At 63.9% G+C, this 11,989-nt stretch carries 9 protein-coding genes and 3 pseudogenes; 6 read left to right on the top strand and 6 right to left on the bottom strand.

Annotated elements, in window-relative coordinates; all coding sequences use genetic code 11:
* Nucleotides 1-334: 334 nt before the first annotated feature.
* Together AB0873_RS30595 and AB0873_RS30590 are read left to right on the top strand one after the other, a co-directional pair.
* A complete protein-coding gene (locus AB0873_RS30595) occupies nucleotides 335-808 on the top strand; it encodes a hypothetical protein (protein ID WP_366604104.1) in 474 nt (157 codons plus the stop codon).
* A gap of 376 nt (nucleotides 809-1,184) precedes the next feature.
* Nucleotides 1,185-1,419, top strand: a pseudogene (locus AB0873_RS30590) (DUF305 domain-containing protein); the annotation flags it as partial.
* Nucleotides 1,420-1,423: 4 nt separating this feature from the next.
* Here AB0873_RS30590 and AB0873_RS30585 read toward each other — a convergent pair.
* The 6 genes and pseudogenes from AB0873_RS30585 to AB0873_RS30560 form a co-directional block, all read right to left on the bottom strand.
* Nucleotides 1,424-1,513: pseudogene (locus tag AB0873_RS30585) on the bottom strand (hypothetical protein); the annotation flags it as partial.
* 309 nt (nucleotides 1,514-1,822) lie between these two features.
* The gene (locus AB0873_RS30580) at nucleotides 1,823-3,049 is read right to left on the bottom strand and encodes an FAD-dependent oxidoreductase (RefSeq protein ID WP_366604102.1); all 1,227 of its coding nucleotides are present in this window, start codon (nucleotides 3,047-3,049) and stop codon (nucleotides 1,823-1,825) included.
* Between the two features lie 531 nt (nucleotides 3,050-3,580).
* The gene (locus tag AB0873_RS30575; protein ID WP_366604101.1) at nucleotides 3,581-4,270 is read right to left on the bottom strand and encodes a transposase; all 690 of its coding nucleotides are present in this window, start codon (nucleotides 4,268-4,270) and stop codon (nucleotides 3,581-3,583) included.
* Between the two features lie 7 nt (nucleotides 4,271-4,277).
* Nucleotides 4,278-4,850, bottom strand: coding sequence for a transposase (locus tag AB0873_RS30570; RefSeq protein ID WP_366604099.1), 573 nt, complete (start codon nucleotides 4,848-4,850; stop codon nucleotides 4,278-4,280).
* Between the two features lie 1,142 nt (nucleotides 4,851-5,992).
* A complete protein-coding gene (locus AB0873_RS30565; RefSeq protein ID WP_366604097.1) occupies nucleotides 5,993-6,358 on the bottom strand; it encodes a hypothetical protein in 366 nt (121 codons plus the stop codon).
* A gap of 152 nt (nucleotides 6,359-6,510) precedes the next feature.
* Nucleotides 6,511-7,209, bottom strand: a complete 699-nt coding sequence (locus AB0873_RS30560; protein WP_366604096.1) for a hypothetical protein — start codon at nucleotides 7,207-7,209, stop codon at nucleotides 6,511-6,513.
* A gap of 727 nt (nucleotides 7,210-7,936) precedes the next feature.
* Here AB0873_RS30560 and AB0873_RS30555 point away from each other — a divergent pair.
* From AB0873_RS30555 to AB0873_RS30540, 4 genes and pseudogenes are all read left to right on the top strand, one after another.
* Nucleotides 7,937-8,917, top strand: coding sequence for an ATP-binding cassette domain-containing protein (locus AB0873_RS30555; protein WP_366604094.1), 981 nt, complete (start codon nucleotides 7,937-7,939; stop codon nucleotides 8,915-8,917).
* Nucleotides 8,918-8,942: 25 nt separating this feature from the next.
* Complete coding sequence (locus AB0873_RS30550) at nucleotides 8,943-10,070, top strand: ABC transporter permease (protein WP_366604093.1); 1,128 nt, start codon at nucleotides 8,943-8,945, stop codon at nucleotides 10,068-10,070.
* 94 nt (nucleotides 10,071-10,164) lie between these two features.
* Complete coding sequence (locus AB0873_RS30545; protein WP_366604092.1) at nucleotides 10,165-11,184, top strand: ABC transporter permease; 1,020 nt, start codon at nucleotides 10,165-10,167, stop codon at nucleotides 11,182-11,184.
* Between the two features lie 284 nt (nucleotides 11,185-11,468).
* Nucleotides 11,469-11,894, top strand: a pseudogene (locus tag AB0873_RS30540) (transposase family protein); the annotation flags it as partial.
* Nucleotides 11,895-11,989: the final 95 nt, after the last annotated feature.

The following is an 11,989-nucleotide window of genomic DNA, read 5'->3' as shown; positions in this document are numbered from 1 at the left end:
CGTCAACGATCTCCCTCTCACGCACAGCCCACCGATCTACCGCCCGCCGCTATCGTCCACAAGCGACACACCGAACTCAAACTGAAACGATTTCTAAGCCCCGGCTCGTCAGAGAATGACGAGCTGGGGCCTAACCGTCAACTCCAAATCGTGCTCAAACCCGCTTGGCGCTGCCGGCAGGCATTGAGCTTGAGTCGGTCGCTGGTTGGGGGTGAGTGACGGACGAAGGCCGCTGACCAGGGTTGCCGTGGCTAGCGGCCTTCGCATGCTGCTTATCAATGATTCCGGGCGGGCGGTCGGCGCGACCAGGTTCAGACAGCGTACGGTGTGGGCCGTGACCGAACTGTCTCCGAGCGATCGGCCCACTCGCGACGATCTGGCGCCCACCTATCAACAGCGGGGTGAACTCTCGGACTCCGCTCCCTCCGATTCAGCCGATCCACCCAGAGCGCGATCGGGGCGCTGGTTTTGGGTTGTCGCCGCTGCTCTGGTGTTGTTGGTGGTTGTTGTTGGCTCTGCGCCTTACCTGATGGTGCCGTGGCGTAAGGACGAGGCAGTGAAGCGATGCCAGGTGGCGATCAAGGAGAAGTTAAGGCCGTCGCCGGCTAAGTTCGGGCCGGCCACGGTTGTATGGAACGGAAGTGACCCCGGCGTCGACTACGAGCGCTCCATATACGACATCTCAGGTCCGGTCGACGTGCAGGACGCGTTCGGGGCCACGGTGCGTCGGAAGTACCTATGCGTGGTGTTCCGGGAGCACTCCGACGGAACTTGGCTGATTTCAGAGTCTACGGTGATCAATCGTTAAGTCCGGCGAAGCCGGAGATACCTCTGCCGCAGGGGCACCGTCTCCACTTCGCCCGTCATTGGCCGCCGGCTGAAAGCCTTGCCTCCGTGTTGAGTCCCCTTCGGCTGGCAATGCGCGAATGACTACACGGAGGTGACGCAGCTCGCATGTGGTGCATCGTAAAGCGCTCGGCCACGGCTGCCCAAAGACCCCCGGTAAGCTGGCTACAAACCCCCGTAAACGGCAGCACGCCCTATGCTCCCCCCGCAGCAGGCTCCATACCAACCCAGGAGGCCATGTGCGTAGCAATAATGCGCTCTCGCTAGTGGACCACCACGCGGTCCGGCGGTTGCTCCACGCTATGACTGCTAACTCGGTGCGGCGCTTCGGCGCCGCCGCCGTCGTGGTCGGTCTCCTGGTCGGGTATGCGGGCGGGTCTGCTCACCCCGACGCTCACCCGGCCCGGGGACAGCTCGCTGGAGGCGGGCTTCGCCCGGGACATGACCAGCCACCACTCGCAGGCGGTGGAGATGGGGCTGATGGCGTTCCGGCAGGGTCAGGACCCGGAGGTGCGCCAGGTTGGCGCCGACATCGCCGCCGGGCAGCAGGGCGGAATCGGCGCCATGTCGACCGGCAGAGAGCACGCCACACGCAACCGTTGTGATCCAGGTAGCGGATCGCATCGTCGATGTCCCGGCGCGGATAAACGAGTGGGCGACCACCACGTCGGCCGCTGCCACCGACCGGCAGATACCCGGCCATGACCTGCCACTCGGCGTCTGTCGTGTCCAACGAATAACGGCGAGGACGCGTCGTGGGCAGATGCCACCACGCCCAAAAGAGGGAGCGGCGTCGCCGCCCTGCCCCACGACAAGGTAGAAACTCATATCGGGCCTTGGGGTCGAGCATGTCGGGAGTCGTTACCTGTGCTCCTACTCCAAGGCCCGCCCGCGTCACGCCCGCCACTCCGCTCCCAAGTGATCACAACCCCGCGACGAACCGCCACCGGTTATTCAAGGGCTCTTAGGTAGTCGCTCACCTCCTGACAGGCTGGGGCGCGCGAGCAATGGCCTGGTAGTCGGCACGGAGGAGGATTTCCGCCGCATCGTCAACCGGCGGATAGATCAAGCGGTTGATGTTTCGCTTCAGGTCTTTGGCCGCCTCGCCGGTAGACTGCACGCGCCGGTCCCAACCTTGCGCGAAGACAGCTCCGGCCGCCCCCAGGTCGAGACAGGTCACGTACGGGCTCGGATTGAAGGTGATTCGAGGAAGGCCCAATAAATCCGCGGCTGCGTTCCGTCCGGCGTGCTTGCCCATCGCGTGCGCGTGTTGGCAACTCTGCATTGCGCGGTGCTCTGACTCCACGGGAGCGGCAGCGGTGTCGCCAGCGGCGAAAACATCCTCGACGCCTATTACCTGCAGGGTAGGGTCGACGTCGAGACGCCCGAGGTGATCCCGTCTTCCAGGAATAGCGCTCGTGAGTGGATTGGCCCGCATGCCGGCGGTCCACACCACGGTCCGGGCCGGAATGGTGGTTCCGTCCGACAGATGTGCCGAGTCGCGTTGAACCGCGGTCACCGTCGTGCCGAGGCGCTGGCGGATGCCTAGTTCTACGAGCGCCTTCTCAATTGTGGGTCGGGGGCCAGGACCGAGTTCCGGGCCGACCACGTCGGCTCGTTCGACGAGGACCACCTGTACCTCGTCGGCAGCGTCGATTGGCCGGGCGATGGTCTGTAGCCGGCCCACCAGTTCGGTGCAGAGTTCCAGGCCAGTAAAGCCTGCGCCGACCACAACGACAGTGAATCGGCCCGGACCGGCCGGCTCGACGGGGAGGTTGTGCAGATGGGTGTCGAGAGCAACCGCCGCAGGCAAGGTGTCGATGTCGTGGAGAAATTCGACACCGGGCAGGTCGGGCCGCGCCAACTGGCTGCCCGTAGCGAGTACCAGACGGTCGTATGACAGAGTGTGGCTGGTGCCACCGGGCGTTTGCGCGGCGATCTTGCCCTCGGTGGTGTCTACGTAGGTGACTAGGGCCTGGATTCGGTTTACACCGATCGGATCGAGGATTTGCTGCAACGGTATGCGCATGTCCTCGGGATTGGGCTCGTACAGGCGCGGGCGGATGACCATGTCATCGCTGGGGGCGAGCAGAGTGATCTCAAGGTCCGCAGGGGATACCTCCGCTTCGTGGCGGAGGCGGGCGGCAGCAGCCGCGCTCCAAACGCCGGCGAAGCCACCACCGATAACCAGAATTTGAGGCAAAACTCCTCCTCGTAAATCCTCATTGCATATTTACCGAGTTCCGGGATGGCTCACATCAAGGGTTTGACGTGGGAGACCGAGCGCTATCGTTGCCGATAACGGGACGTTGCGCCTCAGGCATAATCCCTATTCCTGGCCAACTGATCACTTAGCCGATTGAGGAGTCCTCAACGGTCCCTTTACGCGCCCGGCAGGGCATCGGCTGGGGATGCTGGAAGGGGATCGTGTCGCCAAGCATGGCGAGCAGGACGGCGACGGGAGCGGACGAGGCGGGTGAAATGGCGTTGTGTCGTCGCGTTCCGCGCGTAGGCGGTCGCGTAATGGGCCTTAAACTGGACTGTCCGAGTAAGGGGTGATCGGTCTGGCTGGAGCAGTGTTCAAAACCTGTGGATTGGTCGGAAGGACGAACCTTATTGGTGATCGGGATAGGTCTCGAACAAAGGCCGACGTTGGCGCGCCGGTTGGGAAGTCACGCGAGGTACTGCCTGGTCGGCCAATTGGGCGGTGCAGGCTCGGATGCCGGACCGCTGGTTACGTGGTGCCGCGCCGAGCGCAGGCCGGGCGCTGATCGCCGGGTGCCGTCCCATGCCGGGCGGTGCCGGGCGGTGCGAGGTGCCACCGAGCAGCCAGCAGGCCAGATCTTGGCCGACCTCGGCAACGCGCGACTTGGCTTCTTCGTCGAGCAGTGTGCGCACGGCGCGGCCGAAACGGATCACCGCGGCGAAGGCGACCGACGCTCCTATGCCGCGTCAAGTGGCTGGGGTGGGTTTTCGAGGCGTCGGTAGAGGTCTCGGGCGAGGTAGCGCTTGAGGCAGCGTTTGATCTCTCGGTCGGTTTGCCTTGGGCGCGGCGGCGCTCGGCGTAGGCGCGGGTGCGTTCGTCGCGTTGTAGCCGGGTCAGGACGACGGTGTGCAGGGCGCGGTTGAGTTGGCGGTGTCCTGAGCGGTTGAGCCGGTAGCGGACGGTCTTGCCGGAGGACGCCGGGATCGGCGCAGCGGCGGCGAGCATGGCGAACGCGGCGTCGTTGCGGCAACGCCCCGGGTGGGACCAGGCGGTGAGCACGGTGGCGGCGACGATGGGTCCGACGCCGGTCAGCTGCAGCAGGTCCGGTCGCCAGGACCGGACGATCGCGCGGATCGCTTTCTCGTGCTCGGCGGCTTCGGCTTCGAGGAAGCGGACGCGGCGGGCGAGGTCCCGCAACACGGTCAGACTGGTGAACACCTCGAGATCAAGTGCTGGTGGTGGGTCGCAGCCGGGTGGCGGTGGTGATCATGACCCGGGTGCTCTGGCCGCGGAACCGGGCCCGCACCACCTCTGGGGCGGTGATCACCATGGCGTGCAGCTGCCGCTGAGCGTTGGCGCCGGCTTCCACGGCCGCACGGCGCGCGGTCAGGCGCATCTGCAGTGCGGCCCGCTCGGGCCCGGTCTTGGGCTGTGCCAGGCGAGTACGCGCCAGAGCATCGCGGGCGGCGCGTTCGGCGTCGATCGCATCGGACTTCGCCCCGCCGCGGCGTGCCGGACGCAGCGGCCGGTCCAACTCCACCACCAGCTCACCCGCGTCGGCCAGATGCCGCGCCAGGCCGGCCCCATAGCCGCCGGAGCCCTCGAGCGCCCAGGCCCGCAGCCCCGAATGCTGCTCGGCCAAGCCCACCAACTCGGCATAGCCGTCCGGGTCGGCGCCCACCGTGACCCTGGCGAGGACCCGTCCGGTGCGGGTGTCGAGCACGGCGGCGGCGGCGTGCGTCTCTTTGTGCGTGTCGACGCCGATGACGACCTCGACCAGATCTGCCAGCATGGACATGCGTTCTCTCCTCACCGGGGGGACGCACAGGTCCGGTCCGGTGCGGAGATGGCAGGACTGTGATGAGACACGCCAGCCGCTAACTGGCGGTCAAGCTCCTGATCAGGCCAAACGTCTCCCGCCGGGCCGGCGCCGGCAGTAGCGGGCGGACAAGTCGGCCGGAAGGCACGAAGCCAGTCAGGCGAAGGGTCACGCCCACCACTGCCAGCCATCAGCTCACCACTGCTGAACCGACCCCGCCAGCCTCACAGTCAGGCGTGGCCACCACCGGACGAGTATTTTTCGCCAGTGTCCGCCGGCCAGCCTGCGGTCGAAGTAGTTCAATCAGTCGCCGGTGCCTAGAGGGCAACGAGTGGGTCCGCCACTTATCGTTAAGATTGGCCGGATTCCTTGTGATCGCTCTTTCAGCCGGTCGACGCAAGGTCGGGCTACCGGCTTCTTCCCGAGGAGCGGCGTCCTCGGCGGTGTGGAGGACGAGGATGGCCTGCACGATCTCGGTCGTTCGGCGGGGCAGCAGCGTAGCTTGATCAGGATTTCTCAGCCTCGAGGGTGGCGACGGCAGCCCTGGCCGGGGCGGCGATCGGATTGGGGTGCGGGCGGCGGTTAGGTCACTGCGCCGATCCGGGCGGCGCGGTCGACGCCCAGGCCAACCGGCCAGCAGGGTTGGCCAGGAACTACACGTTCAACCGTGGCGCTTGTGCTTGACCGAGTTGTAGGGCCACTGGTCGGCGACCCACTCGATCGGAATGCTGGTCCTGTCGACGGGCCAGCCGGACGGCCCGGCGCATCACCATGGCGAGGTCTGCGGCAACGGTTGTGAGAGGTCAATACTTCCCGTGATGTATCGCCGCACCGTCGTGATCGACATACCGAAGCCGGCAGCGAGATGGGTGAGGGTGTCACCGTCGCAGATGAGCCAGGGGCATCAGCGCCCGCTCGGCCGAGTCTACGCCACCGGCCGGCTGAGCGGTCGTTGTGGGCCGACTGCTGTCCTACCGGAGCTTGGTCATATTTGGAGCAGTGACACGCCACCTACGCCGTGCCTGCTCAACCGCCCTTGATCACGGTGAAATGGGCTCAATCAACAGCGGGTGGATTTAGCGCCGCAGTTCCCTGCGCGTGTGCCCTCGCAGAGTTGGCCATCAGGCTGCGACGGGCTTCGGTTTTTGCACATGACCGATGTCCGCGCGACGTAGTGCCCGGGCGGCCAGCGTCATCGCCGCAACGAGCACCGTCACCAGGACGAACGAGACTGTGAGTGAGGTGACGTTGGCGATGGCACCGACAATGCCGGGGGCCGCCAGACCCGCCCCATACGAGACGGCCGCGACACCTGCGATTGCTTGCGCCCGTTGCGCGGCTTTGACGGCGGAATGCCCGGCGGCGGCGAACGCAAGCGCACCACCACCGCGATGCCCGACACCCACCAGAGCGAACCCGGCGCACGCGGCGGTCTTCGCGACGGTCGAAGTCGTGTCTCCGCCCCTCGCTCCCGCCATGCTGATCATGGCACCGCAGACAATCCCGACACCCCGACATTCCGGACCGTCGCCACCGGTCCCCATCGTTGTACGACCGCATCACCGATGAACCTTCCGACCGTCATCGCGCCTGCAAACGCCGCGTAGGCGACTGTGCCGGTCGCCTCTCCGGCGCCCAACTAGCTCACGAGGTAGACCGCGCTCCAGTCGGCGGAGTCCGCCTCCGCAAAGACCGCCGCGAACCCGACGAGGCCGATGACCAGGATTGACCCTCGAGGCAGGGCGAAGCTCGGCGGCTTCTCTCCGCTCTCGCTCTGGCGGGTTGGGCGGGCTCTCCGGCAGGCCTTGGCAGGCCCACGCCGCCACCCCGACCATGGCGAGGCTGACACCGCAAAGGTGGCGCGTCCATCGACGTGGGCATGGGCGAGCAGCCAGCCCAAGCCGCCGGCGAGGAAGCCGCCTACGCTCCACATGCCGTGCCTGCTGGGCATAATCGAACGGCCCAGCTCCCGCTCGGCGGCGATCCCCTCTGCGTTCATCGCCAACTCTACAGTGCCCGCAAAGGCACCAGCGACGAACATCGCGGCCGCCAGCGTCCGCAGGGACGGCATCAACGCGATAAACGGCAACAACGCCGCCCGGCCGCTAATGAGCAGCAACGTCGCTTGGCGGCCGCCAATCCGATGCACGACCCGCCCGACGAAAGGCATCGTCAGCAGGCGGCCGACGGCCGGCATCACCAGCGCGTATCCGGGCTTGCTGATGCCCGCGCCGACCGCGATGTGGTCTGCGACCAAGGGCATCCGGGCGGCGAGGCTACTGCTGATAGAACCGTGCACGGCGAAGACGGTCGCGACCGCCCAGCAGGGTGAGAGCACGAGGCCCTCCGTCAAAATCTCTTCCGACGCTACAACCGCGCTTCAGAGAAATAAGGCCTCGCGGCGTGGCAGCAGGCGATGATGCGCCCATCATCAGGATCCGACGAAGGCGGCTTGGCCAAAGAGTGACCCCAAACAACGGCGAGGCCGAGTACTTCCTATACTTTTGCTTGTCGTCGGCGTAATTCTTGTCTCCTGTGACGCTGGCAAGCCTCTATCGGGTTTGCCGTCTTGAGCCAGCGGCGTGGCCGATTCGGCCTATGATACGCCCTCGGGGTCAGCTGGGGCTGGGTAGATGTGCGGCTGGATTGCTGGGGTTGGTGCCGAATGTGGCAGGAGACGATGTTGTTTTGTTTGGATGGTCCAAGTACGAAATTTCGGTCATCCGGCGCCTGGGAGTGAGTAGGAGGCGCGCCGAGCTTCCTATCAGTCGCCTACGCCCGACAAAGGCCACGTTATAAGGCAGATGCCTGATGCCTCAATGCGCCGGCCAGTGAACGATGGCCGCCATGGAAACCGCCGCTAAGCCGGGTAGGTTCAGCCGTCACGTGGCTGCCAGAGGGGCACCGGGTGGAGGGCCGCGCGACGGCCTTCCATTGGGGCCGAGACTATCCGTAGAGGTTAATCCCCGTCGAGTCGAGCTTCACGTCCTGGGCGGTGCTCTGCCCCCCTGGATCGGAGCTTTGCAGGCCTCTGCAGCCGAGGGCTCGGATGCAAGGAGGGCTCGGTGACCATCCAGCAGCCATCGCTGGCGACTACCGACTTCGCCATGGACCTGGAGGACGTGGACGTCGTTTTCCGCAGGCGGGGCTCAGAGCCGTTTCGAGCCCTACAAGGCCTTACCGTCGCCATTCCCAGTGGCAGCATATTGTGCCTTCTCGGGCCAAACGGTTCGGGCAAGACCACCGCCATAAATGTTATTACCGGTTTGCTGCGTCCATCCAGCGGATCAGTCCGCGTGATGGGCCTCGATCCCACCAAGCACAGGCGGCAGGTCTTGCGTCGTATTGCGTTGGTACCGCAAGAGACAGCGCTGTACGCGGAGTTGACCGGCCGCGAGAATCTTGAATTTCATGCACACTATCACGGAGTGGCCCACCGTGACGCCCGTCAGCGCATCAATAACCTCTTGGATTTGGTTGGACTGGTTGACCGAGCAGATCACCGCGCCGGAACCTATTCAGGAGGAATGCAGCGGCGCCTGGCATTGGCGCGCGCGCTACTTACCGATCCGGAGTTCGTTCTTCTCGACGAGCCGACACTCGGTGTTGATGTCCAGTCGCGGCAGGCGATCTGGGAACGGATCGAGCAGATTGCGGACGAAGGCCGAACCGTGCTCCTCACAACAAACTACATGGAGGAAGCCGACCACCTTGGCCGGCGGGTCTTGATTATTGACCGTGGCAAGCCCGTCGTCCATGGGACTCCAGCCGAGCTCAAGGAAATGGTGCTAGTTGATCGGGTCGAGCTGACGCTGGCGACTGGAGATTCAGCCAGCGCGGCACGGGAGTTGCTGCGCGAGTTTTCGCCGACGGCTACGCCGAGAGGGCTCGCCCTACCGATACCCAGCGGGTCCAACAAGATCGACTTTGTTCGAGAGATCCTTCACCGACTCCCCGCCGCCGGAGAGGTGACTGGGCTTCGTTTCAACGAGCCCAGTTTGCAGGATGTCTTCCTCCTCTTCACGGGCCGCGCTCTACGGGACTAACTCAGGCTGAGAATGGAGTATAGCCATGCGGCCACTTCTTGCCCTTGTTCGTAAAGACATCACGATCAGCCGACGTAGCCCACTCTTCCTCGCGATTACGGTGCTCGTCCCCTTAGTGTTTGTCGGTCTGTACGGGCTTCTAGTGAAAGTTTCCGCAACGAGCCCAGTTGTCGTGGCGCAGGAAGGTGCTGGTCCGCACAGTGACAGAATGATGCAAGTGCTGTCGGAGATGTCTAGCGTCGATGGTGCCTTCTTCGAGATTCGAACCGCCGATCCTGAAGAGGCGCGGCGCCTGTTTGATGATGGTTCGGTCGGCGCAATCCTGACGATTCCCCGAGATTTTGACAACCGTATCGACAACGCGCGGCCGGTGTCTCTTTCGCTGGTGGTTTACAACATTAACTCCGATGCCACAAAGAACTTCCAGCTTCGAGCCGAAGATGCCGTGAGGCGATTTGCCGAAGGCATGCCCGGCGTCCGTCTCGCTCAGGTTGAGGAGACCGCGGTTTTCCGAGAGGATATGCGTATAACCACCTACCTCGGCACCGGCTTGCTGGTATTCGCCGTCCTTTACGCCTCGATGGTCAACGCAGGCACGCTCGTGGCCCGCGAATGGGAAGAACGAACCGCGAAACCACTCGTTCTGTCACCGGTCGGTGACTCATCGTTCGTATTAGGCAAGTGGCTAGCAGCACTCATCCAGACGCTTATCAGCCTCACATTTGTGATTATCGGGCTCGCCTGGCTGCTTAAATATCCGGTGGCTCGCCTAGGCTGGGCCAGCATACTAGCGCTGTTAGCATTATTTGGGTACGGTGCGGCTTTCGGTGCCTTGCTCGGGGTCCTGCTTCGTCGATCGCTGCCAATGATCCCTATCTGTGTTGTGCTGGCCGTTACTCACTTCTTTGTCAGTGGGTACGAGTCGTATCTGCGGGGATTTGCCCATGACGGCGGTGTGGAATGGCTTTGGCGGCTAACCCAGTGGGCACCAATGGCAGCGCTCACTGACGGAATTCGCTTCGAGGTTTCCGGAATCGGCACTAGGACGCTTGACTGGGCTGCGCTCGGGTGGACGCTGCTGGGTGCGACTGGCGTCACCGTAATGGCCGTCGTTCGCATGCGCCGTGCCCTATCTTTCAGCCAGGGACAATGAGGAGTCGATAGGCATGAGCCCTGTAGCAGTTGTTGTGCGGCGCAATTTGTCCCTGCTAAGGCGTCGGCCGGACCTGCTCGCGCAGTCAGTGCTCGTGCCTGTCGTGGTGCTGGTGCTGTGTGCTCTAATCTTCGGTGCCGGCGGCGACGACTGGCCGGTGGCGATTGTGGATGACGCAAAGTCTAAAAGGTCGGCAGCGATTGTCGATTCGATCGAGGATAGCAGATCCCGAATTACGCCGTACTTCCGCATTGTCGAGGAGGATTCGGACAAGGCGGATCAGATGATTAACGATGGGCGCCTTCAACTGAAAATCCATATCCCCGCAGACTTCGAGGCTACAAACCGCATCTACATCTCCACCTACAACATTAATAGCGACGCAACTAAAAACTTGCGAATGCGGGTCACAAACGCTCTCAATGCCTACGACGTGCGCGACGGACGCCTGCCGCTGTCGGTGGATCTGCGGACCGTCGAGTCGGAAGACGTTCCCCGTACTGCGTTCATTGCCGGCGGTGTCCTCCTGCTTGCCCTCTTTTTCGGCGCGGCGCTCATCGCGGCTAATCTTTTTGCTCTAGAGCATGAAGAAAGAACATCCAAAGTAATCCTGCTCAGCCCAATCGGACCTGCGGGAGCCGCAATTGGAGCAATGGTTACTGGTACGATGGTGGCGTTTCTGACGGCGGTGCCCACCTACCTTATCGGCTGGCTTGCATTCGGGCTTGCCCCGGAAGCCGGGGCGATACTGCTCGTGTTACTCTTCATGATACCGCTGATGTTTGCCTGTGCGGGCGTGGGTGTGCTTCTCGCGCAAATGCTCCGTGTGCACCGCAACATTCAGCCATTGATTATTCTCACCTGCATTGCGACGTTCTTTGCCGCGGGAGGCTTCGTCAGTGTCGGTGGTCTACCGCCAGCCGCGCGCGGATTTGCAGCCGTCTGGCCCTTATCGCGAGTATTTGAGTGGAACAACCCGGTGTTACATCAGTTTGTGAATAACTACTCTACCTCGCAATGGGTTTGGGTGTGGATAGCCGCAGTCGTTGGCTTGCTAGCGGGCTTCTTTGCCGGTTACCGGGAACGGCTCGCCGTGCAGCAAGGTGGACAGTAAGCGCGGAGAATGGGGGACCTTTGCCGAGTCACCGCGTTGCTTCCGCGCCCGACCGCTTGCGTGGCATCTCTGAATCTCCGAATGCAAGCCTGCGGCACTCGGCCAAGCATCGGTCTTGCGTTGGGTGGCGGCGAACCCCGCAACGTGGTGGTTAGGTGACCACTAGTCAGCGGGTGGATCGGACTTCATGCGAGGTCAAACCGACTACTGGCGCCCCTGCTCCGTTCGGTTCGGCTGACAACGTTGCTGCACTTCAGTGCTGTACCGCTGGTTATCCTGCCAGCATCCCGCTGTCCACGCGCAGCCTGACCCGCCTGACCGAGCTGATCCGTGACCGGCGCCGCGCGCTCGGCGGCCGTTGGCGTCGGCTGCCCGCGCAGCAGCAGGCGCTGATGGCCCTGGCTCACCTGCGCAACGGTGACACCCTCACCCGCCTCGCGGCCGACTTCGAGGTGTCGGTGACCACCATGTGGCGCTACCTGCGCGAGGCCGTCGACCTGCTCGCCGGCTGCGCGGACGACCTCAACGTGGCGATGCGCCGGGCCGCCCGACTGGCGTACGCGATCCTCGACGGCACGCTGATCCCGATCGACCGGGTCGCCGACCAGCGGCCCTACTACTCAGGCAAGCACAAGCGCCACGGCGTGAACGTGCAGGTCCTCGCCGACGCCGCCGGGCGGCTTGTCTGGGCCTCGGCCGCTCTGCCCGGCTAAGAACTCCTAACTCTTTGAGCGTTGGAGTCGTCGCCAGCAGATGATGGCGCAGGCGAGGGTGAGGAAGGCTTCGTGGATGTCGTCGCGGATCT

It is taken from the genome of Micromonospora sp. NPDC047707 (assembly GCF_040704235.1).
Classification (GTDB): domain Bacteria; phylum Actinomycetota; class Actinomycetes; order Mycobacteriales; family Micromonosporaceae; genus Micromonospora.
This window is presented reverse-complemented; position numbering and strand designations above follow the sequence as displayed.

Bases quoted from the DNA above. Each gene is read 5' to 3' on its own strand.
- AB0873_RS30570 (WP_366604099.1), bottom strand. From the start codon at position 4,850: ATGTCCATGCTGGCAGATCTGGTCGAGGTCGTCATCGGCGTCGACACG.
- AB0873_RS30565 (WP_366604097.1), bottom strand. From the start codon at position 6,358: ATGATCAGCATGGCGGGAGCGAGGGGCGGAGACACGACTTCGACCGTC.
- AB0873_RS30550 (WP_366604093.1), top strand. From the start codon at position 8,943: ATGCGGCCACTTCTTGCCCTTGTTCGTAAAGACATCACGATCAGCCGA.